Genomic DNA, 24160 nt, shown 5'->3' with positions numbered 1-24160 from the left:
CTTAAATCAATTCACGGACGTCGACGAAACGACCGTTCACAGCGGCTGCGGCGGCCATGGCCGGGCTGACGAGGTGAGTACGACCACCAGCGCCCTGACGACCTTCGAAGTTACGGTTGGAGGTCGAAGCGCAATGCTCGCCGGATTCCAAACGGTCCGGGTTCATCGCCAGGCACATCGAGCAACCCGGCTCGCGCCATTCGAAACCGGCTTCGAGGAAAATCTTGTCCAGGCCTTCCGATTCAGCCTGGGCTTTGACCAGACCCGAGCCCGGCACGACGATGGCCTGCTTGATGGTCGAGGCCACTTTGCGGCCCTTGGCGATCACCGCCGCAGCGCGCAGGTCTTCGATCCGCGAGTTGGTGCAGGAACCGATGAACACGCGGTCGAGCTGAATGTCGGTGATCGCCTGGTTGGCGGTCAAACCCATGTATTTCAAGGCGCGGACGATGGAGTCGCGCTTGACCAGGTCCATTTCCTTCGCAGGATCCGGCACGTTCTGATCAACAGCCAACACCATTTCCGGCGAAGTGCCCCAGCTGACTTGCGGCTTGATCTGGGTCGCATCGAGCTCGATCACGGTATCGAACCTGGCATCAGCGTCAGACACCAGGTCTTTCCAGGCTTCGACGGCCAGGTCCCATTCCGCGCCTTTCGGAGCAAATGGACGGCCCTTGACGTAAGCCACGGTCTTTTCGTCCGCGGCCACCAGGCCTACGCGAGCGCCGGCCTCGATGGACATGTTGCAGATGGTCATGCGGCCTTCGACGGACAGGTCGCGAATCGCGCTGCCGGCGAATTCGATGGCGTGGCCGTTACCGCCGGCGGTGCCGATCTTGCCGATCACGGCGAGCACGATGTCCTTGGCGGTCACGCCGAACGGCAATTGGCCTTCGACCGCTACCCGCATGTTTTTCATTTTCTTGGCGACCAGGCACTGGGTGGCGAGCACATGCTCGACCTCGGAAGTGCCGATACCGTGAGCCAATGCGCCGAATGCGCCGTGGGTCGAGGTGTGGGAGTCGCCGCAGACCACGGTCATGCCCGGCAAGGTTGCGCCCTGCTCCGGGCCGATGACGTGGACGATGCCCTGGCGAACGTCGTTCATCTTGAACTCGACGATGCCGTATTCATCGCAGTTGTCATCGAGGGTCTGCACTTGCAGGCGCGAGACCTGGTCAACGATGGCGTCGATGCCGCCCTTGCGCTCCGGCGTGGTCGGTACGTTGTGGTCCGGGGTCGCGATGTTGGCATCGATGCGCCATGGCTTGCGCCCGGCCAGACGCAGGCCTTCGAAGGCTTGCGGCGAGGTCACTTCGTGGATGATGTGACGATCGATGTAGATCAGCGCAGAGCCATCGTCGCGCTGCTTGACCAAATGCGAATCCCAGAGCTTGTCGTAGAGCGTTTTGCCGGCCATCAGACGGTTCCTCATCAGCTTTTTCTATGCCAGTGAGGTCTGTATAGCGAGTTTCGTTAGTCAACTTCGGCGCCAGAAGCCCATATCCTGCGTTGCTGCTCCTCGCCATAGCGCGCTATGACTCGTCGCAGCGCCTTGGCTATGGACTTCTGGCATCCGAATTTGAACTAACAAACTCGCTACACAGACCTCTGGGTCTTGAAAGTCTCAATAACCCTTTGGCTTGTGAGGCTGATCCTATGGGGTTACATTAAATAACTCAAATTCATATTTTTTATGCTTTGGATAACCAACTGGAATACAACCATGGACCTGGCCAACCTCAATGCTTTTATTGCCATCGCCGAGACCGGAAGCTTCTCCGGCGCTGGGGAACGACTGCACCTGACCCAACCGGCCATCAGCAAACGCATCGCCGGGCTGGAGCAGCAATTGAAGGTGCGGTTGTTCGATCGCCTGGGGCGTGAAGTGGGCCTGACCGAGGCCGGGCGCGCCCTGCTGCCGCGGGCCTACCAGATTCTCAATGTCCTCGATGATACGCGCCGCGCCTTGACCAACCTCACAGGTGAAGTGACCGGCCGTCTGACCCTGGCCACCAGTCACCACATCGGCCTGCACCGTTTGCCACCCTTATTGAGGGAGTTCACCCGACGCTACCCACAAGTGGCGCTGGATATTCAGTTCCTCGATTCGGAAGTGGCCTACGAGGAAATTCTCCACGGCCGTGCCGAACTGGCGGTCATTACCCTGGCACCGGAACCCCATGCGCTGGTCAAGGCCACCCCGGTGTGGGACGACCCGCTGGATTTCGTGGTTGCCCCGGAACATTCGTTGCTCAATAACGGCAAGGTCAGCCTGGCGGATATCGCCCGACACCCGGCGGTCTTCCCCGGCGGTAACACCTTTACCCACCACATTGTGCAACGGCTGTTTGAAGCCCAGGGCCTGACGCCCAACATCGCCATGAGCACCAACTACCTGGAAACCATCAAGATGATGGTCTCGATCGGCCTGGCCTGGAGCGTTTTGCCGCGCACCATGCTCGATGACCAGGTGGCGCGCATACCTTTGCCGGGCATACAGCTCACTCGCCAGCTAGGCTATATCCTGCACACGGAAAGGACGCTGTCGAATGCTGCTCGGGCTTTCATGGCCTTGCTGGATGCTCAACTCGATCCGCCAGGGACTCAAGGCTGACTTGTGCTACTCCTATAGAGCCGCGCCCCCCTGTGCCAAACGCCCATTCAGCCTAAGGCTTGCCAATGCCCAAATCTGTTGACCGTATTCCGCCAATGCCGCGTATACAGGCACTTGACCCGAAAAACTCCGAACAGAGCTGGGAAAGTGCCTCGCAACTGTTGGCCGCGCTCAACGGCGCGCGCCTGGGTGCCTGGTATTGGGACATCGAGCGCGGGCAGATCAGCTGGTCCCGGGGTACGCAGGCGTTGTTCGGCTTCGACCCCCGCAAACCGTTGCCATCGGATCTGGAATACCTCGACCTGCTGCCCCCGGAGGATCGCGCGAAAACCCTTCGCGCATTCCACGCGGTCATTGCTGGCGCGCCGCTGGAGCAAGCGATGCGTCACCGCATCCGCTGGCCCGATGGCAGCCTGCACTGGCTGGAAATCAACGGCAGCCTATTACCGGACAAGCACGGCAGGCCACGGATGATCGGCGTAATCCGCGAGATTACCCACCAGCGCCAGCGCGAACAGGCGTTGAGCAGCTCGGAAAAACGCTTCGCCACCCTGTTTCACCTGTGCCCGAACATGGTCCTGCTGACCCGCCAGGAAGACGGCCTGATTTCCGAAGCCAACCAGTATTTCGAAAGCCTGTTCGGCTGGCCGGTGCAAAACGCGATCGGCCGCACCACTCTGGAGCTGGGCCTGTGGGTGCACCCCGAGCAACGGGACGAGTTGGTCAAGGCCACCAAAGCCAAAGGCGATCTGGTCAGCATGGAAGTGCAGTTTCGTGCCAGCAATGGCCAGGTCCACGACGGCATCCTCAGTGCGCAAAAAGTCGAGCTCGAAGGCCAACCCTATCTACTGAGCACTTTCCTTGACACCACCGAACGCAAAATCGCCGAACATGCCCTCAAGGACAGCCAGGAGCGCCTCGACCTGGCCCTGGACTCGGCGCAACTCGGCACCTGGGACTGGCACATTCCCAGCGGCATGCTCTACGGATCGGCACGGGCCGCCCAACTGCACGGCCTGGACGCCAAACCCTTTCACGAGTCCTTCGACGAGTTCTTCGAAGGCGTGCCCGGCGAAGAACGCGACACCATGCGCGACGCTTACCGCAGCCTGCGTGAAGGCCCGGCCGGCAACTATCAATTGACCTACCGCGTGCAGTTACCCGACGGCAGCTCGCGCTACCTGGAAAGCCGCGCCCGCCTCTACCGCGATGACAACGGCGTGCCGGTGCGCATGGCCGGCACATTGCTCGACATCACCGACCAGGTCGAGCGCGAGCAACGGCTGGTGGCCTCCGAAGAAAAATTCGCCACGCTGTTCCAGGTCAGCCCCGATCCGATCTGCGTCACCCACCAGGACTCCGGCCAGTTCATTGAAATCAACTCCAGCTTCACCCAGACCTTCGGCTGGAGCACTGCCGATGTGATCGGCCGCAGCGCCGACGAAATCGGCCTGTGGGACGCTTCGGCGAAAAGCCTGCGACGGATCGAACAAGTGATCCGCGAACAAGGCCTGAACAACGTGGCCATTCTGGTCCAGCACAAGGACGGACAGGTCCTGACTTGCGTGATTTCCAGCCGCCAGATCAGCGTCGGCGACCAGGCCTGCATCGTCACCACGCTGCGCGATATCACCCAGCAACAGCGCTCGGAAGCGGCGCTCAAGGCCAGTGAAGAGAAATTCGCCAAGGCCTTTCACTCCAGCCCCGACGCCATCACCATCACCGAGCGCGACACCGGACGCTATCTGGAGGTCAACGACGGCTTCTGCCGCCTGACCGGTTACCGCGCCGAGGAAGTGGTGGGCCGCACGGTGTATCAGGTGGGGATTTGGGCGGAAGAAAAACAACGCTCGGCGCTGCTGGCGGAATTGCAGATCAAGGGTCGGGTTCATCATCAGGAAATGCTCGGGCGCAACAAGCGCGGCGAACTGCTCACCGTCGAAGTCTCGGTGGAACCGATCACCCTCAACGAAACCGCCTGCCTGCTGCTGACCGCGCGCGACGTCAGCCTGCTGAAAAACGCCGAAGCGCAGATCCGCCACCTGGCCTACCACGACCCACTGACCAACCTGCCCAACCGCGCCTTGCTGATGGACCGCCTGAGCCAGCAGATCGCCCTGCTCAAACGGCATAACCTGCGCGGCGCGCTGATGTTTCTCGACCTCGACCACTTCAAGCACATCAACGACTCCCTCGGGCACCCGGTGGGCGACACAGTGCTGAAAATCATCACCGCGCGCCTGGAGGCCAGCGTGCGCATGGAAGACACCGTTGCGCGCCTGGGCGGTGACGAATTCGTGGTACTGCTCAGCGGTCTCGAAGGCTCGCGCAGTGAGGTCAGCGATCAGGTTCGCGAAGTGGCCGACACCATCCGCGAGCTGCTGTCCGAACCGATGTTCCTCGACGGCCAGCGCCTGCAAGTGACACCCAGCATCGGCATTGCGCTGATCCCCGATCACGGCTCGACCCCGACCGACCTGCTCAAGCGCGCCGACATCGCGCTTTATCGCGCCAAGGACTCGGGGCGCAATACCGCGCAGATGTACCACAACACCATGCAGAAGGCCGCGAGCGAACGCCTGCGCATGGAGACTGACTTGCGCCTGGCGCTTTCCCGGGGCGAGTTTCGTGTGCATTACCAACCCCAGGTCGACGCCCGGGGCGACCGCATTGTCGGCGCCGAGGCACTGGTACGCTGGAATCATCCGGAGCTCGGCGCGCAATCACCCGCCGAGTTCATCAAGGTACTGGAAGACAGCGGGCTGATTCTGGAGGTCGGCACCTGGATCCTCGACGAAGCCTGCCAGGCCTTCAAGCAGTTGATCGACGACGGTCTGGTGAACCCGTACAAATTCAGCCTGTGCGTGAACATCAGCCCGCGCCAGTTCCGCCAGAACGACTTCGTCGAACGAATCGAAAACAGCCTGACCAGCTATGGCCTGCCCTGCTCCCTGTTGAAGCTGGAAATCACCGAAGGCATCGTCATCCATAACCTGGAAGACACCATCAGCAAAATGCGCCGCCTGAAAAAACTCGGCGTGAGCTTCGCCATGGACGACTTCGGCACTGGCTACTCCTCACTGACCTACCTCAAGCGCTTGCCGGTCGACACCCTGAAAATCGACCAGTCGTTCATCCGCGACGCCACCAGCGACCCGAACGACGCCGAGATCATCCGCGCCATCGTCGCCATGGCTCGCAGCCTGGATTTGAAAGTGATTGCCGAAGGGGTGGAAACAGCGGAGCAGCTTGAGTTCCTGCAGGGGCTGGAATGCCATTTCTACCAAGGGTATTTGCATAGCCAGCCGTTGCCGGTGGAAGAGTTTCAAAAACTGCTGAAGTAGCGCTTTTTTAAAGGACAAGGCACAAAAAAGGCTCAGGCCGCTTCAGCCACCGGCAGCCCCAGCAAACGCGAGACATTATCCAGCTCGGTCTCACGACGCAGCACGGTGAACAGCTCCACCGCCTCGGGATAATTGCGGGTCAGCATCGCCAGCCATTGCTTCAGGCGACCCGGCGACTGGCGTGGCGTCATCTGTGCCTTGGCCTGCAACCAGAAGTCCTGAATCAACGGCAGCAACTCGGCCCAGGTCATCTCGACGACCTCCTCACCGGCCCGCGCCGCGGCGATCTGCCGGGCAAGGTCCGGACGCGAAACCAGGCCACGACCGAGCATGATGTCTTCCACACCGCTGATTTCGCGGCAGCGACGCCAGTCTTCGACGCTCCAGATGTCGCCATTGGCGAACACCGGCACCTTGACCACGTCCTGCACCCGCGGAATCCACTCCCAGTGTGCTGGCGGTTTGTAGCCGTCGACCTTGGTCCGCGCGTGCACCACGATGTGTTCGGCGCCACCTTCGGCCAGAGCCGTGGCACACACCAGCGAACCGTCCGGGCTGTCGAAGCCCAGGCGCATCTTGGCGGTGACTGGAATGTGCGCGGGGACGGCACGACGAACGTGCTCGACGATCTGGTTGAGCAGCTCGGGCTCCTTGAGCAGTACCGCGCCACCACGGGACTTGTTCACGGTCTTGGCCGGACAGCCGAAGTTCAGGTCGATCACTTCGGAACCCAGCTCGCAGGCCAGCGCGGCATTTTCCGCCAGGCACACCGGATCGGAACCGAGCAGTTGCACACGCAGCGGCACGCCTGAGGCCGTCCGGGCACCGTTGAGCAACTCCGGGCCGAACTTGTGGAAATAGGCAGGTGTGAGCAACTGGTCGTTGACCCGAATGAACTCGGTCACGCACCAGTCAATACCACCCACGCGGGTCAGCACATCGCGCAGGATGTCGTCGACCAACCCCTCCATGGGCGCCAAAGCAATTTGCATGAAAAACACACTCGAGGAAAAACGTGCGGCAGTTTACTGGATTGCGCGAAGAATCTGCAGAACATCGCGACCACCTGTGGGAGCGGGCTTGCTCGCGAAAGCGGTGGATCAGCCAACATCATCGCTAATGACAGACCGCCTTCGCGAGCAAGTCGGACCGCCGCACCGCCGCTCCCACAGGGAATCAGGGTTGTACCAACTCCTGCACCTGAATCGCCGGACCATAGCCCTCGATGAACTCTACCGGCATGCGCTTGGGCTTGCCGGTAGACAGCTCGATGCAGACGAACGTGGTCTGCGCGCGCAATAGCGTGGTGTTGTCGCTGGGGCGGATCAACTGGAAGTGCCGGGTCATTTTCAGGCGCTGGTCCCAATCGACGATCCAGGTCGCCAATTGCAACTCATCGTCCTCATAGGCAGCCGCCAGGTAATCGATCTCGTGGCGCACCACCGCCATCGCCCGGTCCAGCCGGCGATATTCGACCAGGTCCAGGCCAAGGCGCTGGGAGTGGCGCCAGGCACAGCGTTCGAGCCAGGTCACATAGACCGCGTTGTTCGCGTGCCCCAACCCGTCAATGTCCTCGGCGCTCACTTGCAGATCAATGATGAACGGCGTTTCCCGATCCCAGCCCATGCCCGACTCCCTGGTCAGATAATTTCGACCGGGGCAGTGTAACGGAAGCTCAGGCGGATTGGCGTGATTGCAGACTGCGCCCGGCCAGCAGTGATAACACGCCATCAATCACCCGCGGGTCGGCCAACACTCGCTGATGACCACCGTCTTTCAAACGCAACAAGCGGCTGTCGAACCACGCTTCGTGAATCAACTGGGATTCCTTCACCGAGACAAGGTTGTCGTCTTCGGCGTGGACAATCAGGCCGGGCATGTCGAGTTGATAGTGCGCGACATCCAGCGTCGCGGCTCGCATGCCGACGTCTTGCTCGACCTGGCGAATGAATGCCGAGCGGGCCTTCGGTGGCAACCCGACATAGCGGGCAAAACCACGCAACACGCCGAGAATTCGCGCCGGAGCGGCAATGGTGACCAGGGTTTCGGTGCGCAAGCCCAACTGGACCGCGAGCATCGCACTGGCGCCGCCCATGGAGTGGCCGATGACCGCTTGCAGGGGTGGCAGTTCGGCGGCCGCTTCAAGCATGGCGCGGGCGAACAGCACCACATTCGCCTCACTGCCCGGTGAGCGACCGTGGGCCGGACCATCCAGGGCCACGACCGAGTAACCGGCATCGACCAGCGCGGTGATGAGGCTGGCAAACTGCGTTGGCCGCCCTTCCCAACCATGCATCAGCAAGACTGCCGGGCCCTGCCCCCAGCGCAAGGCCGAGAGACCGAAACGCAGGGTAATCCGCTCAGACTTCGCCAACAGCGGCAGCTCCCAGTCACGCAGCGGCAGATCCCGTGGCGTCATGAACGCCTGTCGCATTTTGCTTGCGACCAGTTTCGGGGCAAACCAGCCCAAGGTGCCATTAACGCCACGAACCCACTTTAACGTGCTCATCGCATTCTCCTCAGGCCGCAGCCTTCAGGTCAACGCACTGCCGATTTGGCGGCACGCAGTAATCGATCGGACAACTCTCCCGGCCCCAGCGCCCGCGCCAGAGCCAGCCCACCCACCATCAAGGCCATGTCGGCCAGGGCTTTTTCGGTTTCTTCAGGGCTGGCCGCCAACTGCGCGACCATCAATTCCACATGCTCATTGAGCGCGACACGAAACGCTTCCGGCAGCCGCCCCAGTTCGCCGACCGATGCCGGGATCGGACAGGCCGATTCGGAGGAATCACGGTGCTTGCGCGACAGATAAAACGCTGCCACCAACGCGCGGCGCTCTTCGCCGGTCAACTGCGCATCCATATCGGCAATCAGGTCGCGGCGGTGACCGAGCAATTGCCTGAACGCCTCGAGCATCATCGCGTCCTTGCTTTCGAAGTGGGCGTAGAAGCCGCCGACCGTCAGGCCCGCTGCACCCATCACTTCGCCCACACTTGGCTCGGCCGGGCCGCGCTGAATCAGCGCTGCGCTGGCAGCCTTGAGGATGCGTTCGCGGGTTTGAGCTTTTTTATCGTTCATCGTTGCCTCCGAATATTACGACTGAAATATTATTCTCATAATAAATTTTAGCAAGTCATGGATGTGACCGCTGGTCTGAAGAACAGTTTTTTTGGAAATGGAGGAATTTGGCCAAACGCCAGACAAACAAAAGGGCCATTCAATAATTGAATGACCCTTATAAATCCCGCAGAGCGGGTAATCGTGGCGTCCCCTAGGGGACTCGAACCCCTGTTACCGCCGTGAAAGGGCGGTGTCCTAGGCCACTAGACGAAGGGGACACAAACCCTTCTATACAACTGATCAGTGCTGAGAGCTGATCGATTCAAGGCCGGTGTGGCCAGACCTTGAACTGTAAAATTGGTGGAGCTAAGCGGGATCGAACCGCTGACCTCCTGCATGCCATGCAGGCGCTCTCCCAGCTGAGCTATAGCCCCGGATTTTTCGCCTCGCGGCGGAGCGACATCTTGCAACATCGCTTCTGTAAAACTGGCGTCCCCTAGGGGACTCGAACCCCTGTTACCGCCGTGAAAGGGCGGTGTCCTAGGCCACTAGACGAAGGGGACGCAAACCCTTCTATACAACAGACCAACGCTGAGTGTTGATCGCTTCAAGGCCGGTGTGGCCAGACCTTGAAGTGTAATTTGGTGGAGCTAGACGGGATCGAACCGTCGACCTCTTGCATGCCATGCAAGCGCTCTCCCAGCTGAGCTATAGCCCCTCATCGTTGATGTCATCGCTGAGGACGGGGCGAATCTTAAGGGCGTATCGAAAGCCTGTCAAACTTATTTTTGAAAAATTTCAAAATTTTTTGTCGGCATAACAATCACTTACCGCCCTTCCCCCATAAATTCGGGGGAAAACGCCGGAGGACAGGAACAAAAGATCCCGGCCTCCGACGGCTACCGCAGAGTCAGGCGTGCTCAGGCGATAGCGCCCAGCAGCTTTTCCCACTCTTTGTTTTCTTTCTTCGACACGCCGCCCAGCAGGTCAATGGCCTGGCGCAGACGGAAACGGGTCAGGTCCGGCCCGAGGATTTCCATCGCATCGAGCACCGACACCGAACTGGCCTGGCCGGTGATCGCAGCGAACATCAGCGGCATGGCATCACGCAGCTTCAGCTCCAGGGATTCGACCACCGCCTGAATGGTCGCGGTGATGCTGTCCTTCTCCCACTGACGCAGGCTTTCGAGCTTCCACAGGATCAACTGCATCAACTGGCGGACCTGATCGCCCGAGAGCTTCTTGGATTCGAACAGCTTGGCATCGGGGTTCACGCCACCGGCAAAGAAGAACCCGGCCAGCGGTGCCACCTGGCTGAAGGTTTCGACGCGGCCCTGCACGTGCGGCGCGATCTTCATCATGTATTCGGAATTGAACGCCCACTTCTGCACGCGCGTGGCGAACTCTTCCACCGGCAGGTCACGCAGCCATTGGCCGTTGAGCCACGACAGTTTCTCGATGTCGAAGATCGGCCCGCCGAGGGACACGCGCTTGAGATCGAAGTTGTCGACCATTTCCTGCAACGAGAACTTCTCGCGCTCGTCCGGCATCGACCAGCCCATGCGGCCCAGGTAGTTGAGCATCGCTTCCGGCATGAAGCCCATGCGCTCGTAGAACGTCACCGAGGTCGGGTTCTTGCGCTTGGACAGCTTGCTCTTGTCCGGGTTACGCAGCAGCGGCATGTAGCACAGCTCCGGTTGCTCCCAGCCGAAGTACTCGTACAGCAGGATCAGCTTCGGTGCCGATGGCAGCCACTCTTCGCCGCGCAATACGTGGGTGATGCCCATCAGGTGGTCGTCGACCACGTTGGCCAGGAAGTACGTCGGCAGGCCGTCGGTCTTCATCAGGACTTGCATGTCCATGCGGTCCCACGGGATTTCAACGTCGCCACGCAGCATGTCCGGCACCACGCAGACGCCTTCGCTCGGTACTTTCATCCGGATGACGTGGGGCTCACCAGCCGCCAGGCGACGGGCAACTTCTTCCTTGGACAGCAGCAGCGCGCGGCCGTCGTAACGCGGGGTTTCACCGCGAGCCATCTGCTCGGCGCGCATCTGGTCCAGCTCTTCGGCGGTGCAGAAGCACGGGAAGGCATGGCCGAGCTCCACAAGCTGCTGGCAATACTTCTGATAAATATCGCCGCGCTCGCTTTGACGGTATGGACCGTGCGGGCCGCCGACGTCCGGGCCTTCGCTCCAGTCGATCCCCAGCCAGCGCAAGGCGTCGAAAATCTGCTGTTCGGACTCGCGGGTCGAACGCAGTTGGTCGGTGTCTTCAATCCGCAGGATGAACTCACCGCCGTGCTGCTTGGCAAAGCAGTAGTTGAACAAGGCAATGTAGGCGGTACCTACGTGGGGATCCCCGGTAGGCGATGGCGCGATGCGAGTGCGGACGGTGGTCATGGCATGTCTCGAAAAGAATAAAAGCGAAGTTCAAACAAGGCGCGAATGGTAACAGGCGACACCCGCCCGGCTCCAGTGAACAGGGCATTTAAGCCAAGGTTGCGTCTCTAACGCCCGTATGGCGCAGTGAATGGCCGAATATCAGCCGATGGCATTTACCGCTTATCAGCTGTATGACAGATTTGCCTGCTGATAACTTCTCTTACAATTTCTCGACTACAGTTTGCCTCATGCCTGCCCAACTCAAGCGTCGCCTGTCCTTTTTCCTGCTGATCATCCTGTTGATTGCCGGGGGCCTGTTCGCCCACTGGTTCTTCAAGGGGCGCTTTTATGAAAGCACCGACAACGCTTATGTCCAGGGCGAGATCACCCGTGTGTCGAGCCAATTGGGCGCGCGCATCGATCAGGTATTGGTGCAGGACAACCAGCATGTCGAGAGAGGCCAGTTGCTGGTCAAACTCGAAGGCGACGACTTCCGCCTCGCCGTCGACCGTGCCAACGCGACCCTCGCCACCCGCGAGGCCGAACGCCTGCAAGCCCAGAGCAAACTGACCCAGCAGGCCAGCCTGATTGCCGCCAGCGAAGCGCAAGTCGCGTCCAGCCAGGCCAGCCTCGGTCGCTCGCAGATCGACCTGACCCGCGCCGAGACCTTGCGCAAACCCGGCTATGTCTCGGAAGAACGCGTGACCACCCTCTCCGCCGAATCCCACATCGCCCGCTCGCAAGTGGCCAAGGCCCAGGCGGACGCGCAAAGTCAGCGTCAGCAAGTCAACGCACTGAACGCCGAGATCAAACGCCTTGACGCGCAGATCGCCAATGCCAAAACCGACCTGGCCCAGGCCGAACTGAACCTGACCCGCAGCGAAATCCACGCGCCAATCAGCGGTCTGATCGGCCAGCGAGCAGCCCGCGAAGGCCAATACGTGCAGGCCGGCGCTTACCTGTTGTCGATCGTGCCGGACGAAGACATCTGGATTCAGGCCAATTTCAAGGAAACCCAGATTGGCCACATGCAGCCCGGCCAGGAAGCCGAACTGACCTTCGACGCCTACAACGACACCCCGATCAAAGCCCGGGTCGACAGCCTGTTCGCCGCCTCGGGTGCGCAGTTCAGCCTGTTGCCGCCGGACAATGCCACGGGCAACTTCACCAAAGTCGTACAACGGATTCCGGTAAAACTGACCTTCGCCGCGGACAATCCGCTGCGCGGCAAGATCCGCCCGGGCATGTCGGTCACCGCCAAGGTGAACATCAAGGACGCCCCTGAAGATGTCATCCCCAAAGTGAGCCACAAAGACGCCCCTGACGATGGCCGGTGATCAACTGATCCGCCCGGTCGGCGAACCGACCCGGCGGGACTGGATTGCGGTGATGAGCGTGATGCTCGGTGCGTTCATGGCGGTGCTGGACATCCAGATCACCAACTCCTCGCTCAAGGACATCCAGGGTGCGCTGTCGGCGACCCTGGAAGAAGGCTCGTGGATTTCCACCTCGTACCTGGTGGCGGAAATCATCATGATCCCGCTCACCGCCTGGCTCGTGCAGTTGCTGTCGGCCCGGCGCCTGGCGGTGTGGGTGTCCCTCGGATTCCTGGCCGCGTCCCTGCTCTGCTCCATGGCGTGGAGCCTGGAAAGCATGATCATGTTCCGCGCCCTGCAAGGCTTTACCGGTGGCGCGCTGATTCCGCTGGCGTTCACCCTGACCCTGATCAAGCTCCCGGAACACCACCGCGCCAAAGGCATGGCCATGTTCGCCATGACCGCCACCTTCGCGCCCTCCATCGGCCCTACTCTTGGTGGCTGGCTGACCGAGAACTGGGGCTGGGAATACATTTTCTACATCAACATCCCGCCCGGCCTGATCATGATCGCCGGCCTGATGTACGGCCTGGAGAAAAAAGAAGCCCACTGGGAGTTGCTGAAAAGCACCGATTACGCCGGCATTCTCACCCTCGGCGTCGGGCTTGGTTGCTTGCAGGTGTTTCTGGAGGAAGGCCATCGCAAGGACTGGCTGGAGTCGAACCTGATCGTGACCCTGGGCAGCATCGCGCTGGTCAGCCTGATCAGCTTTGTGATCGTGCAGTTTTCCAAACCCAATCCACTGATCAATCTCGGCATCCTCGGCAACCGCAACTTCGGGTTATCCAGTATTTCCAGCGTCGGGATGGGGGTCGGGCTGTACGGCTCGATCTACCTGCTGCCGCTGTACCTGGCGCAGATCCAGAACTACAACGCCCTGCAGATCGGTGAAGTGATCATGTGGATGGGCGTGCCGCAACTTTTCCTGATCCCGCTGGTGCCCAAGTTGATGAAGTTCGTCTCGCCGAAATGGCTGTGCACGCTGGGCTTCGGGCTGTTCGGGTTGGCGAGTTTCTCTTCGGGCGTGCTGAACCCGGACTTTGCCGGGCCGCAGTTCAATCAGATCCAGATCATCCGCGCCCTGGGCCAACCGCTGATCATGGTGACCATCTCGCTGATCGCCACCGCCTACATCCTGCCCCAGGATGCGGGATCGGCCTCGAGCCTGTTCAACATCCTGCGCAACCTCGGCGGCGCCATCGGCATCGCCCTGCTCGCCACGCTGCTGGATGCACGGACCAAGGTTTACTTTGACTACTTGCGTGAATCCATCGTGCCGAGCAATCCGCAGGTGGCCGAACGGATCGCCTCACTGGCTGATCGGCTGGGCAATGAAACGGCAGCACTGGGCAAACTCAGCGAGATCGCCCACCAACAGGCGTCGATCATGGCCTATAACGATGCGTTTCATTTTGTCGGGATTGCGCTGGGGATCAGCATGGTGGCGGTGTTGCTGACCAGGAAGTTGCCGGAGGGGTTGAAGGCGGGTGAAGCACACTGATATCGAGTCATACACAACATTGTGGCGAGGGGGCTTGTCGGATCGCCGCACCGCCCCGCTCGGCTGCGCAGCAGTCGCAAATCCGGCACACTCGATAATCCTGATCGACCGAGCCAAATAGCCTTAGGGCCGCTTCGCAGCCCAACGGGGGCAAGCCCCCTCGCCACAGGGACCGCGTTTCAATTTCAGACCGTCAACAACCGCTCACGCAACTTGGCAACCTCGTCGCGCATCTGCGCCGCGGCCTCGAACTCCAGGTCTCGGGCGAGCTGGTACATCTTCTCTTCCAGGGCTTTAATGCGCTTGGCGATCTCGCCCGGCGAGCGCAGTTCGGCTTCGTACCGGGCGTTTTCCTCGGCGGCCTTGGCCATGCCTTTGCGCTTCTTGCTGCGCGAACCGGGCACGGTGGCGCCTTCCATGATGTCGGCAACGTCCTTGAACACGCCTTTGGGGGTGATGCCGTTGGCCAGGTTGAAGGCGATCTGCTTGTCGCGACGGCGCTCGGTTTCGCCGATCGCGCGTTCCATGGAACCGGTAATGCGGTCGGCATACAGAATCGCCCGGCCATTGAGGTTACGCGCCGCCCGACCGATGGTCTGGATCAGCGAGCGCTCGGAACGCAGGAAACCTTCCTTGTCGGCATCGAGGATCGCCACCAATGAGACCTCCGGCATGTCCAGGCCTTCGCGCAGCAGGTTGATCCCCACCAGCACATCGAAGGTGCCGAGGCGCAGGTCGCGGATGATCTCGACCCGCTCCACGGTGTCGATGTCCGAGTGCAGATAGCGCACACGCACGCCGTGATCCGCCAGATAGTCGGTCAAATCCTCGGCCATGCGCTTGGTCAACGTGGTGACGAGCACCCGCTCTTCCAGAGCGACGCGCTTGCTGATTTCCGACAGCAAATCGTCGACCTGGGTCAGTGCCGGGCGGATCTCGATTTGTGGGTCCACCAGCCCGGTCGGGCGCACCACCATGTCAATGACGCGCCCGGCGTGCTCGGCTTCGTAGTTGCCCGGGGTCGCCGAGACGAAAATCGTCTGCGGGCTGATGCTTTCCCACTCATCGAAACGCATCGGCCGGTTGTCCAGGGCCGAAGGCAGGCGGAAGCCGTATTCGACCAGGGTTTCCTTACGCGAGCGGTCGCCCTTGTACATGGCGCCAACCTGCGGAACGCTGACGTGGGACTCGTCGATCACCAGCAAGGCATCGGCCGGCAGGTAATCGTAAAGGGTTGGTGGCGCCGCGCCGGCTTCACGACCAGACAGATAGCGCGAGTAGTTTTCGATGCCGTTGCAGTAACCCAGTTCGAGGATCATCTCCAGATCGAAACGGGTGCGCTGCTCCAGGCGCTGGGCCTCCACCAGTTTGTTGTTGGAGCGCAGGTATTCCAGGCGCTCCTGCAATTCCACTTTGATGCCTTCGACCGCGCCCATCAGGGTTTCCCGTGGCGTCACGTAGTGGCTCTTCGGGTAGAAGGTGAAGCGCGGCAGTTTACGAATGACTTCGCCGGTCAGCGGATCGAACGCCGACAGGCTTTCCACTTCATCGTCGAACAGCTCGATGCGGATCGCCTCGAAATCGGATTCCGCCGGGTGGATATCGATCACATCGCCGCGCACGCGGAAGGTCGCACGGGCAAAATCCATGTCGTTGCGGGTGTACTGCAGGTCGGCCAGGCGGCGCAGCAATTCGCGCTGATCGAGCCGGTCGCCGCGATCCACGTGCAACACCATCTTCAAGTAGGTTTCCGGGCTGCCCAGACCGTAGATGCAGGACACCGTGGTGACGATGATCGCGTCCTTGCGCTCGAGCAATGCCTTGGTTGCGGACAATCGCATCTGTTCGATGTGGTCGTTGATCGAGGCGTCTTTCTCGATGAAGGTGTCCGAGGACGGCACATAGGCTTCCGGCTGGTAGTAGTCGTAGTAGGAAACGAAATATTCCACCGCGTTGTTCGGGAAGAATGCCTTGAACTCCCCGTACAACTGCGCCGCCAGGGTCTTGTTCGGCGCCAGCACCAGGGTCGGGCGCTGCACCTGGGCGATCACGTTGGCGATGCTGAAGGTCTTGCCCGAGCCGGTCACACCGAGCAGCGTCTGGTGCGCCAGCCCGGCTTCGATACCCTCGACCATCAGGCGGATGGCTTCCGGCTGATCGCCGGCGGGCTCGAAGCGGGTGACTAGCTGGAATTCAGACATGAAATACCTCTGGATCACTCTTGCCGGTAAAACCGGCACGAACGAGAAAGACCGCAAACGACCGACTGTCGCCCGAAGAAAAAACTGGATTGTGCTCAATGTGGAGCCGATTGCCAGCGCTTTCAAGGCAAACGTCCTACATCACGCAAAACCTTTGCCGACGCCATTCGACTAACGGTCGATAAATAATCGGAAAAACTTACCCGAAATGCTGATTCGCCTGTCGCCAGCCATCGCCGATGGCCTCTATACTAGCTCCCCGTTTGTGCACCGCTCTAGTGCATTCGGCTGGAGCGCGACACGTCCCTCCACTCTCCATTCAGAGCCGCCGCAATAATGAGCCTGTTCTCCGCTGTCGAAATGGCACCACGCGATCCAATCCTGGGCCTCAACGAAGCATTCAACGCCGATACCCGGACCAACAAAGTCAACCTGGGGGTCGGTGTTTACTGCAACGAGGAGGGGCGAATTCCACTCCTGCGCGCCGTTGTCGAAGCCGAAACCATTCGCGCCGCTCAACACGTATCCCGTGGCTACCTGCCAATCGACGGCATCGCCGCCTACGACCAGGCCGTGCAGAAATTGCTGTTCGGCAATGATTCGCCGCTGATCGCCGCTGGCCGCGTCATCACCACCCAGGCCGTTGGCGGTACTGGCGCACTGAAAATCGGTGCCGACTTCCTCAAGCAACTGCTGCCGAACGCCGTCGTGGCGATCAGCGACCCGAGCTGGGAAAACCACCGCGCACTGTTCGAAACTGCCGGTTTCCCGGTACAGAACTACCGTTACTACGACGCCGCGACCCACGACGTGAACCGTACCGGCATGCTGGAAGACCTGAATGCGCTGCCAAACGGCTCGATCATTGTGCTGCACGCCTGCTGCCACAACCCGACCGGCGTGGACCTGAGCCCGGCGGACTGGAAAAACGTCCTGGAAGTCGTTAAAGCCAAAGGCCACGTGCCATTCCTCGACATGGCGTATCAAGGTTTCGGCGATGGCATCGACGAAGACGCCGCTGCCGTACGCCTGTTTGCTGAATCGGGCCTGACTTTCTTCGCTTCCAGCTCGTTCTCCAAGTCGTTCTCGCTGTACGGCGAGCGCGTGGGTGCCCTGTCGATCGTCAGCGAATCGAAAGAAGAAAGCGCGCGCGTGCTGTCGCAAGTCAAACGCGTGATCCGCACCAACTACTCCAACCCGCCGACCCACGGTGCCAGCGTTGTCGCTGCCGTACTGAACAGCCCGGAACTGCGCGCCCAGTGGGAAGCCGAACTGGCCGAAATGCGCTTGCGCATTCGTGGCATGCGCACCCAGATGGTCGACCTGCTGGCACAAAAAGCGCCTCAGCGCGATTTCAGTTTCGTCGGTCGTCAGTGCGGCATGTTCTCCTACTCCGGCCTGACGGTTGAACAAGTTCACCGTCTGCGCAACGAGTTCGGCATCTACGCCCTGGACACCGGCCGCATCTGCGTGGCTGCGCTGAACCAGAGCAACATCAAGGTTGTGACGGACGCTATCGTCCAAGTCATCTGATTACGCCTTGACCTGAAAACGGGAAGCCACTGGCTTCCCGTTTTTTATTTGTTGCAGATTAATCTCAAAGCGCTGGCTCTGCCCTCTAAACTCCACAGGCTTGTATACACCCTGGAATTCCTGCGAGAACCCACATGAAAAACGATGACCTGCGCGCCGACCGCGATGACCTGGATGACCTGGATCACTTCACCCCCCGCGCCCCGACAAAACGCGGCAATAACCTGGTGATGCAGGTGGCCGCCGGTGTGTTTCTCGGCGGCCTGGCCCTGTGGCTGGTGCAATTGGGTGCCACAGCGCTCTACGCCAAACTGATGCTTGCCACGATTACCTTCGGCGGTTAGGCCAGTTCGGTCGCACGCTGGCTGGCAGCGTCGTCGTAGGCGACATACAGCGATTCAGCGACCTGGCTCTTGATCGCTTTAGTGCTTTCCAGGCCAAGGACAAAACCTTCGGCCTTGCCGCCAGCACGGTTCAATGCTTCAGCGGTGCCGGCCTGTGTGATGGCGTCGAACAACTTTTCGGCGTGGGGGCCGACACCTTTGGGCAGGCTGATCTGCGAGATGCTCATGGGTGCACCCCGTGGTGTCGAGGGGTGAGGGTCAAATGATTCATGGCGCGTACCTTTTCGGCGAATGGCCGGCAGCGCGTGTCACCACTTCCGGGCGGCCATGGTAGACCTCTGGGGCGATCCTGGTAACCGCCAATCGCCGCTAAACCACCGCCCGTCCCGATGATTCGCTCCAATTGTTATTCGGTGCTTGACTTCTCTTTTTGAATCAGTAAGATACGCGCCATTCCGCGATAGCTCAGTTGGTAGAGCAAGTGACTGTTAATCACTGGGTCCCTGGTTCGAGTCCAGGTCGTGGAGCCAGACAAGGTTCCAGAGAAGGCTTTCAAAATCTCTGAAACCCCCGAAAAACCCGCCTTCTGGCGGGTTTTTTCGTTTTGGCGTTCTCTCGGATTCCGGTGGGTACCAGCCATTTTAAGGGTAGAGTTTGGGATAAAGGTCAGTTCGATAAAAGGGAGTACCCTTATGTCGCGCACTACTGCTCCACTCTCCGACGCCGCTTGCCGTTCGGCCAAGCCCACCGACCGCGCCTACAAGCTTTTCGACGGCGACGGCCTTTACCTTCTAGTCCAACCCAATGGCCGCAAAGGCTGGCGTCTCAGATACGTCAAACCTGATGGCCGGGAAGGACTGACCTCGTTCGGCAACTACCCCATCGTTGGCCTCGCCGATGCGCGCCGCAAGCGCTTGGAGGTCAAGCGAATGCTGGCGGATGGCATTGACCCCATAGGAGCCAAGAACCAAGCCAAGACGGACGCTCTGATCAAAGGCCGCACCTTTGAAAGCGTTGCCCTCGGCTGGCACATGGAAATGTCAGCCAAGTGGGCACCGGACTATTCCAAGACAGTGATGAGTCGCCTCAAAACTCACCTCTTCCCGCTGATCGGCGCCCGCGCCATTGTCGATCTGGATACCCACGACCTTATGCGGCCCCTGGACGCGATTAAGAAGCGCGGCACGATAGACATTGCTTTAAGGGTACAAAACTATCTGCAGAGCATCATGCGCGAGGCAAAGCGCCTCCGGCTTATCACCGTAAACCCTGCTTACGACCTCGTAGGCTCGATCAAAGCCTCGCGGGTCGTCCACCGCCCCGCCTTATCCTTATCGCGCTTGCCTGAATTGCAGGAACGGATCGACACCTATAAAGGCCGCGCACTTACCCGGCTGACGGCCTTGCTGTCGCTGCACGTGTTTGTACGCTCCAGCGAGCTGCGCCTCGCCCGCTGGAGCGAGTTCGACCTCAAACGTGGCGTCTGGGAAATACCCGACACGCGACCAGCGTTGGAAGGCGTACCCTTTTCCACAAGGGGTACGAAGATGGCCGGCGATATCCATCTTGTACCCTTATCGCCGCAAGCGATCGCCCTGCTCGAGCAGATCCACGCAATCACAGGCAAATTTGACTTGGTGTTCGCAGGCGATACCAAATCTTGGAAACCAATGTCCGAAAACACGGTGAACAGCGCGCTTCGGAAGATGGGGTACGACACCAAATCCGAGATCTGTGGGCATGGGTTTCGTTCGATGGCCTGTAGCGCACTGATCGAGTCAGGTTTGTGGACGGACACAGCCATCGAGCGGCAGATGAGCCACAAGGAACGCAACAACGTCCGCGCCGCTTACATCCACAAGGCCGAGCTCATCGAGGAGCGCAGGCTGATCATGAACTGGTGGAGTCGCTACCTTGAGACTAATCAGGAGGAGCATGTCAGCCCACGCGAATTCGCCAATCAGACGGGTGCGAACGTCTCTCGACTAAAAGCAAAACGTGGCGCAACTGAGTAAGCGCTCGATCCTCATATCTCAGTGATCCGCTTGTCCACGCGGGTCCATCCAAACAGGGCTGCAAAGCCGCCCTGTTTGGATGGACCTCACTTAAAAAATCTAAAGCCCACGCAATTGTCTGTGGAGAACCACTGATTTCCATTAGTGGATAATTTCATCCACAGCCGCAGAACTCCCGAAAATTCGAGCCTTGACCCGAAATCTCCACAAGCATAGAAAAGGTCGGGCAAAGCGCTGTCGTTGACAGCAACCCAGGTAGCCAGAACCTTTAAGGCTACGCCACACCGTGGTGGTTCTCCCAAAGTGCGATTAGCGTCCGGCGGCTCGCACGATCACAGCGATGTGATGGATGCCTACTTCTAGCAGAGTGCCCACTGCGGCAATTCACACCCCTTCCTAGCTGTTCTGCAGCAACTTATCCACTTGGCCATTTCATGCCCCAATCTGCGCCCGTCTCTTTCTTCCGGAAAGAGACGGGCGCTCCTACCACTGCTGCAGCCCAACTCGTACAAGGCATTGCGGCAATCCCCCTCGTGACAATCGGCGTGACAAACACCGAAGTCACCAACAACAGCGATGCAGATGATGGTGCCGCAGCCCACGGAATGGACTGCACCTGACTGACAGTCAGGTATGCCCCGATCATCGCATCACTGCCTTCACCTGACTCAGGATCTCGCGGCGCCGGTCTCGTCAGCCAATGCAGCCTCCACCCGCCCACTTCTGCGGAAGTGTTCAGGAGGTCAGATCATGAGATGCCCAAGCTCCCGGTCGTAAAGAGCCGCCAGTCCCGCGTAGTGGACAACCCTCACAGGTCGCAGGGGCCTTGATCCCTGATAACACTCAACATTCTTGGCGGGCTGACGTGGGGAAGGTTTTAAAGGTTTGGCTTTGAGAGGAGTTTGATCATGGCATTGGTAGGTAAACGTGACGGGCGCAATTTAGGCTATGGCCAGCAACTGAGCTATGCCGGACCGCAGGCGTTGCGCGGTCTGTTTGGCGGCGGGCATTACGGCACGGTCAAGGCGCACAGTGATCGCTGGGAGGCGTTTGTTCAGTGCCACCTTTTGACCACGGCCAATCTAGCTAGCAGTAGCGAACCTAACCGGTGACAAATGAATGCCCGGCTATTATAATTTGATTATCATCGACCGATTTAGGGTACAGGCAATCCCATGGAAAATAAGACTGCACGATTAACTGTGCTCATTGATCCCGTCAAGAAAAAAGCACTTGAGGAGCTTTGTGCGTCTCAGGATCTGACGCCTTCTCAGGTTGTTCGTCAGCTTATTCGGGACTACCTAGAGACGCATGGCGTGTCCTACTCGACCAAAAGCAGAATTGCAGCCAATGGCAAGTGATTCGTCTGCGCATGAGCGGGCACGACGAATGCCTGCTCATCGCTCCTTCTTAGCCTACTGCCCCCCTCTCTAGCCTTGGGTCTTGTCGATGTCGACATAACTGCCCAGTGCGCCACTGAAGTCGGCATGATAATGCTCTGAGCCGAGCGCCTGAAGAATCCCTGCCCTGTCGAGCTTGCCGAGGACTTTCTCGTTGGCTTCACACAACTTCACGACGATGCTGCGCTTGCGCAGCTGCTCAATGACTTCGAGCAGCGTTTGTAAGCCAGTGATATCCATGAACGGCACTCGCTTTAGTCGAATAATCAAAGTCCCAGGATCGGTGTGTGTTTGAGCCAAAACGCGCTCAAAGGTTTCTGCTGCGCCAAAGAAGAGAGGCCCCTCAATGGTGTAAACCAAAATACCGGGGGGAAGATGTACATGCCCATTCATACGCAACTCTACCTCCAGCTCTTTTTCAACCATTAGCTGAATCTCCACAGAGGACGCCATCCGGCGCATAAATTGCAGCATGGCGAGAATGACCCCAATGTTCACCGCAATCGCCAGATCACTGAAAACAGTCAGGCTGAAGGTAATTAACAGGATGGCAACGTCGGCTTTTGGGGCTCGTTTGACCATGTGTTTGAAGTGCTTCAGTTCGCTCATGTTGTAAGCGACCACGAATAAGATCGCAGCCAACGCACACAGCGGGATATCCGCAGCCAAAGGCGCCAAGAAGACGATCAGTAGAATCAAAGTGAGGGCGTGTGCAAAACCCGCGATTGGACTGTTGCCACCATTGCGGATGTTGGTTGCTGTTCGAGCGATCGCGCCTGTTGCAGCAAAGCCACCAAACAGAGGAGTGACCAGGTTAGCAATGCCTTGTCCGATTAACTCCTGATTGGAGTCATGTTTGGTACCGGCCATCCCGTCGGCGACAATAGCAGACAATAGCGACTCGATAGCCCCAAGCATCGCGATTGCAAACGCAGGGCCAATCAACTCAATGACCTGCGGCAGCGTTATTTCGGGAAGGCCAATTTTGGGAAGTCCTTGGGGAATTCCTCCAAATGCATTCCCGATCGTGGCCACGCCGTCGAATTGAAAATAAGAATGCAACGCCGTCACAACGACCATAGCAATCAGGGGGCCTGGGACACGCCTTACGCCTGGTATTTTAGGTGCGAGTATCACCAACGCCAGGCTCAAGGCCGCTAACAGCGTCGTGGGCACATGTAGGCTGGGTAGGGCCTGAATGAGGTGCCACAGCCGCTCGTGGAAATGATCACCACTGATTTTCGGCAAGCCCAAAAAGTCTTTCCATTGCCCGACCCAAATGATCACCCCGATACCAGCGGTGAATCCCACAATCACGGGATCAGGGATGAACTTGATGAGTGCGCCAAGCTTGGTGATACCGAGCAGTAATAAAATGGCCCCGGCCATCATTGTTGCGATCTGCAAGCCATCCACACCGTACTTGGCCGTCACGCTGGCCAAAATGACGATGAACGCCCCAGTTGGGCCGGCAATCTGAAGCCGGCTTCCGCCGAACAGCGAAACCAGCAAGCCACCCACAATGGCTGTGTAGATCCCTTGTTCCGGTTTGACGCCTGAGGCGATGGCAAATGCCATGGCCAACGGCAGCGCCACGACGCCGACGATGACGCCTGAGACGATATTTCGAAGCCAATGCTCGCGCCCTAACAAGCCCGCTTTCCAAGCTTCTCGTATCGCAATCATGACTAGCCTCGCTCTGGTGGCATGTGCATACTATTTACACTTAGTGATAATAGCAAAGCAATTGACCTAGCCTCGGTACGACACCAGCGACGCTGTAGATTCGGTGCTCAGAGAGCTAAACCATATGCCCGGAGACCCCGCATGAAACGCGAAGACGTCAAAACCAAACACGGTGAAGGCATGCACTTCGACACGCATGTGATAGCCAACCCAGCCAACACGCACGAGTGGATCATTCTTTTCAAAAAGGATGCAGGAAGAAGCTATTTTCTGGTCAATGACCAAGAGGAGATTGAGTCATTTGGACGCCTCGATGAGCTGATCCATGAGCTTCGCGAGCTGGGTATCAAGTCCGCCGAAGTTCATTTCTGATAGTTGCATTCAGGGAGTTTGACCATGTCAGTAAAAATTGAGCATCTGTCCGGTCAAAGCGAAGAGCTTTGGTCTGTTTGTTTCGGTAGCCGCAGCATTCAATTTCGTACCGAGCAAGGGGTGAAGGACTATGCGGCCACACTTAAAGAAAGAATCGACGCACCGCATACCTTTCCGCGAGTTCACCACGCTCCCAACCCAGACCACTGATCAACGCTGATCTGGACTTAATGACCCACGCAGTGGCCCCTACGCAGCTGGGCCACGGACTCACGCAATTGTCGAAGCACGCGGATCAAATCCAAGAAGCGATGAGAAATCTCTGAG

General features: G+C 59.3%; 20 protein-coding genes, 5 tRNA genes and 1 pseudogene. 13 read left to right on the top strand and 13 right to left on the bottom strand.

What is annotated here, in order from left to right:
- Nucleotide 1: 1 nt before the first annotated feature.
- The gene (leuC, locus tag AC1DVE_RS03360; RefSeq protein WP_223454278.1) at nt 2-1420 is read right to left on the bottom strand and encodes a 3-isopropylmalate dehydratase large subunit; all 1419 of its coding nucleotides are present in this window, start codon (nt 1418-1420) and stop codon (nt 2-4) included.
- Nucleotides 1421-1726: 306 nt separating this feature from the next.
- Here leuC and AC1DVE_RS03355 point away from each other — a divergent pair, with 306 nt between their 5' ends.
- Both AC1DVE_RS03355 and AC1DVE_RS03350 read left to right on the top strand, forming a co-directional pair.
- Complete coding sequence (locus AC1DVE_RS03355) at nt 1727-2617, top strand: LysR family transcriptional regulator (protein ID WP_008047336.1); 891 nt, start codon at nt 1727-1729, stop codon at nt 2615-2617.
- 65 nt (nt 2618-2682) lie between these two features.
- Complete coding sequence (locus AC1DVE_RS03350) at nt 2683-5961, top strand: sensor domain-containing protein (RefSeq protein ID WP_223454276.1); 3279 nt, start codon at nt 2683-2685, stop codon at nt 5959-5961.
- 32 nt (nt 5962-5993) lie between these two features.
- Here AC1DVE_RS03350 and AC1DVE_RS03345 read toward each other — a convergent pair whose 3' ends face one another.
- The 9 genes from AC1DVE_RS03345 to gltX all read right to left on the bottom strand — a co-directional run bounded on the left by AC1DVE_RS03345 (nt 5994) and on the right by gltX (nt 11423).
- On the bottom strand, nt 5994-6953 hold the full coding sequence (locus AC1DVE_RS03345; protein ID WP_008050845.1) for a tRNA dihydrouridine synthase: 960 nt from the start codon (nt 6951-6953) through the stop codon (nt 5994-5996).
- Between the two features lie 184 nt (nt 6954-7137).
- Complete coding sequence (locus AC1DVE_RS03340; protein WP_477783744.1) at nt 7138-7587, bottom strand: acyl-CoA thioesterase; 450 nt, start codon at nt 7585-7587, stop codon at nt 7138-7140.
- 49 nt (nt 7588-7636) lie between these two features.
- Nucleotides 7637-8470 (bottom strand): alpha/beta fold hydrolase, encoded by an 834-nt coding sequence (locus AC1DVE_RS03335; RefSeq protein ID WP_223454272.1) that lies wholly within the window; start codon nt 8468-8470, stop codon nt 7637-7639.
- A 29-nt stretch (nt 8471-8499) separates the two neighbouring features.
- On the bottom strand, nt 8500-9039 hold the full coding sequence (locus tag AC1DVE_RS03330) for a TetR/AcrR family transcriptional regulator (protein ID WP_008050839.1): 540 nt from the start codon (nt 9037-9039) through the stop codon (nt 8500-8502).
- 184 nt (nt 9040-9223) lie between these two features.
- Nucleotides 9224-9299 (bottom strand) — tRNA-Glu (locus AC1DVE_RS03325).
- An 80-nt stretch (nt 9300-9379) separates the two neighbouring features.
- A tRNA-Ala gene (locus AC1DVE_RS03320) sits at nt 9380-9455 on the bottom strand.
- A gap of 53 nt (nt 9456-9508) precedes the next feature.
- Nucleotides 9509-9584: transfer RNA gene (locus AC1DVE_RS03315), tRNA-Glu, on the bottom strand.
- Between the two features lie 79 nt (nt 9585-9663).
- Nucleotides 9664-9739: transfer RNA gene (locus AC1DVE_RS03310), tRNA-Ala, on the bottom strand.
- A gap of 202 nt (nt 9740-9941) precedes the next feature.
- On the bottom strand, nt 9942-11423 hold the full coding sequence (gene gltX / locus AC1DVE_RS03305) for a glutamate--tRNA ligase (RefSeq protein WP_223454270.1): 1482 nt from the start codon (nt 11421-11423) through the stop codon (nt 9942-9944).
- Between the two features lie 230 nt (nt 11424-11653).
- Here gltX and AC1DVE_RS03300 point away from each other — a divergent pair, with 230 nt between their 5' ends.
- Both AC1DVE_RS03300 and AC1DVE_RS03295 read left to right on the top strand, forming a co-directional pair.
- The gene (locus AC1DVE_RS03300; protein WP_477783743.1) at nt 11654-12742 is read left to right on the top strand and encodes an HlyD family secretion protein; all 1089 of its coding nucleotides are present in this window, start codon (nt 11654-11656) and stop codon (nt 12740-12742) included.
- Nucleotides 12732-14282: an MDR family MFS transporter gene (locus tag AC1DVE_RS03295; RefSeq protein WP_263287350.1), complete on the top strand. Its 1551-nt coding sequence runs from the start codon at nt 12732-12734 to the stop codon at nt 14280-14282. Before AC1DVE_RS03300 ends, AC1DVE_RS03295 begins: the two co-directional genes overlap by 11 nt.
- Nucleotides 14283-14467: 185 nt before the next feature.
- Here AC1DVE_RS03295 and uvrB read toward each other — a convergent pair whose 3' ends face one another.
- Nucleotides 14468-16483 (bottom strand): excinuclease ABC subunit UvrB, encoded by a 2016-nt coding sequence (uvrB, locus tag AC1DVE_RS03290; protein ID WP_223535176.1) that lies wholly within the window; start codon nt 16481-16483, stop codon nt 14468-14470.
- On the opposite strand from uvrB, the gene AC1DVE_RS03285 reads away from it, so the two are divergent.
- From AC1DVE_RS03285 to AC1DVE_RS03275, 3 genes are all read left to right on the top strand, one after another.
- Entirely contained in the window at nt 16482-16658 is a 177-nt protein-coding gene (locus tag AC1DVE_RS03285) for a hypothetical protein (protein WP_223454265.1), read from the top strand. The genes uvrB and AC1DVE_RS03285 overlap by 2 nt on opposite strands.
- A gap of 161 nt (nt 16659-16819) precedes the next feature.
- A complete protein-coding gene (locus AC1DVE_RS03280) occupies nt 16820-18016 on the top strand; it encodes an amino acid aminotransferase (protein ID WP_008050829.1) in 1197 nt (398 codons plus the stop codon).
- Nucleotides 18017-18150: 134 nt separating this feature from the next.
- Nucleotides 18151-18360: a hypothetical protein gene (locus tag AC1DVE_RS03275; RefSeq protein ID WP_150672795.1), complete on the top strand. Its 210-nt coding sequence runs from the start codon at nt 18151-18153 to the stop codon at nt 18358-18360.
- Here the strand turns inward: AC1DVE_RS03275 and AC1DVE_RS03270 are convergent.
- Entirely contained in the window at nt 18357-18587 is a 231-nt protein-coding gene (locus tag AC1DVE_RS03270) for a hypothetical protein (protein ID WP_007978659.1), read from the bottom strand. The two genes, AC1DVE_RS03275 and AC1DVE_RS03270, sit on opposite strands and share 4 nt — an antisense overlap.
- 227 nt (nt 18588-18814) lie before the next feature.
- Between AC1DVE_RS03270 and AC1DVE_RS03265 the strand changes: the two genes are divergently transcribed.
- The 4 genes and pseudogenes from AC1DVE_RS03265 (at nt 18815) to AC1DVE_RS03250 (ending at nt 21736) form a co-directional block, all read left to right on the top strand.
- A tRNA-Asn gene (locus tag AC1DVE_RS03265) sits at nt 18815-18890 on the top strand.
- A gap of 162 nt (nt 18891-19052) precedes the next feature.
- The gene (locus tag AC1DVE_RS03260) at nt 19053-20375 is read left to right on the top strand and encodes a tyrosine-type recombinase/integrase (RefSeq protein WP_477783742.1); all 1323 of its coding nucleotides are present in this window, start codon (nt 19053-19055) and stop codon (nt 20373-20375) included.
- Between the two features lie 908 nt (nt 20376-21283).
- Nucleotides 21284-21433 (top strand): annotated as a pseudogene (locus AC1DVE_RS03255) (integrase domain-containing protein); the annotation flags it as partial.
- Nucleotides 21434-21550: 117 nt separating this feature from the next.
- Nucleotides 21551-21736 (top strand): ribbon-helix-helix protein, CopG family, encoded by a 186-nt coding sequence (locus tag AC1DVE_RS03250; RefSeq protein WP_077185744.1) that lies wholly within the window; start codon nt 21551-21553, stop codon nt 21734-21736.
- 69 nt (nt 21737-21805) lie between these two features.
- On the opposite strand, the gene AC1DVE_RS03245 is transcribed toward AC1DVE_RS03250, so the two are convergent.
- On the bottom strand, nt 21806-23461 hold the full coding sequence (locus AC1DVE_RS03245; RefSeq protein WP_223454259.1) for a SulP family inorganic anion transporter: 1656 nt from the start codon (nt 23459-23461) through the stop codon (nt 21806-21808).
- A gap of 141 nt (nt 23462-23602) precedes the next feature.
- Here AC1DVE_RS03245 and AC1DVE_RS03240 point away from each other — a divergent pair, with 141 nt between their 5' ends.
- The gene (locus AC1DVE_RS03240) at nt 23603-23833 is read left to right on the top strand and encodes a hypothetical protein (RefSeq protein ID WP_223454257.1); all 231 of its coding nucleotides are present in this window, start codon (nt 23603-23605) and stop codon (nt 23831-23833) included.
- A gap of 24 nt (nt 23834-23857) precedes the next feature.
- Nucleotides 23858-24043: a hypothetical protein gene (locus AC1DVE_RS03235; RefSeq protein WP_223532615.1), complete on the top strand. Its 186-nt coding sequence runs from the start codon at nt 23858-23860 to the stop codon at nt 24041-24043.
- Nucleotides 24044-24160: the final 117 nt, after the last annotated feature.

The organism is Pseudomonas sp. P4_B4 (assembly GCF_056402255.1).
This window is presented reverse-complemented; position numbering and strand designations above follow the sequence as displayed.

What these genes read in the sequence shown, in the direction of transcription:
- AC1DVE_RS03295 (WP_263287350.1), top strand. Translation starts at nt 12,732, where the DNA reads ATGGCCGGTGATCAACTGATCCGCCCGGTCGGCGAACCGACCCGGCGG.
- AC1DVE_RS03245 (WP_223454259.1), bottom strand. Translation starts at nt 23,461, where the DNA reads ATGATTGCGATACGAGAAGCTTGGAAAGCGGGCTTGTTAGGGCGCGAG.
- AC1DVE_RS03240 (WP_223454257.1), top strand. Translation starts at nt 23,603, where the DNA reads ATGAAACGCGAAGACGTCAAAACCAAACACGGTGAAGGCATGCACTTC.
- AC1DVE_RS03235 (WP_223532615.1), top strand. Translation starts at nt 23,858, where the DNA reads ATGTCAGTAAAAATTGAGCATCTGTCCGGTCAAAGCGAAGAGCTTTGG.
- AC1DVE_RS03285 (WP_223454265.1), top strand. Translation starts at nt 16,482, where the DNA reads ATGAAATACCTCTGGATCACTCTTGCCGGTAAAACCGGCACGAACGAG.
- AC1DVE_RS03260 (WP_477783742.1), top strand. Translation starts at nt 19,053, where the DNA reads ATGTCGCGCACTACTGCTCCACTCTCCGACGCCGCTTGCCGTTCGGCC.
- AC1DVE_RS03335 (WP_223454272.1), bottom strand. Translation starts at nt 8,470, where the DNA reads ATGAGCACGTTAAAGTGGGTTCGTGGCGTTAATGGCACCTTGGGCTGG.
- AC1DVE_RS03250 (WP_077185744.1), top strand. Translation starts at nt 21,551, where the DNA reads ATGGAAAATAAGACTGCACGATTAACTGTGCTCATTGATCCCGTCAAG.
- AC1DVE_RS03350 (WP_223454276.1), top strand. Translation starts at nt 2,683, where the DNA reads ATGCCCAAATCTGTTGACCGTATTCCGCCAATGCCGCGTATACAGGCA.
- AC1DVE_RS03345 (WP_008050845.1), bottom strand. Translation starts at nt 6,953, where the DNA reads ATGCAAATTGCTTTGGCGCCCATGGAGGGGTTGGTCGACGACATCCTG.
- AC1DVE_RS03340 (WP_477783744.1), bottom strand. Translation starts at nt 7,587, where the DNA reads ATGGGCTGGGATCGGGAAACGCCGTTCATCATTGATCTGCAAGTGAGC.
- AC1DVE_RS03270 (WP_007978659.1), bottom strand. Translation starts at nt 18,587, where the DNA reads ATGAGCATCTCGCAGATCAGCCTGCCCAAAGGTGTCGGCCCCCACGCC.
- leuC (WP_223454278.1), bottom strand. Translation starts at nt 1,420, where the DNA reads ATGGCCGGCAAAACGCTCTACGACAAGCTCTGGGATTCGCATTTGGTC.
- uvrB (WP_223535176.1), bottom strand. Translation starts at nt 16,483, where the DNA reads ATGTCTGAATTCCAGCTAGTCACCCGCTTCGAGCCCGCCGGCGATCAG.
- AC1DVE_RS03275 (WP_150672795.1), top strand. Translation starts at nt 18,151, where the DNA reads ATGAAAAACGATGACCTGCGCGCCGACCGCGATGACCTGGATGACCTG.
- AC1DVE_RS03355 (WP_008047336.1), top strand. Translation starts at nt 1,727, where the DNA reads ATGGACCTGGCCAACCTCAATGCTTTTATTGCCATCGCCGAGACCGGA.
- AC1DVE_RS03280 (WP_008050829.1), top strand. Translation starts at nt 16,820, where the DNA reads ATGAGCCTGTTCTCCGCTGTCGAAATGGCACCACGCGATCCAATCCTG.
- AC1DVE_RS03300 (WP_477783743.1), top strand. Translation starts at nt 11,654, where the DNA reads ATGCCTGCCCAACTCAAGCGTCGCCTGTCCTTTTTCCTGCTGATCATC.
- gltX (WP_223454270.1), bottom strand. Translation starts at nt 11,423, where the DNA reads ATGACCACCGTCCGCACTCGCATCGCGCCATCGCCTACCGGGGATCCC.
- AC1DVE_RS03330 (WP_008050839.1), bottom strand. Translation starts at nt 9,039, where the DNA reads ATGAACGATAAAAAAGCTCAAACCCGCGAACGCATCCTCAAGGCTGCC.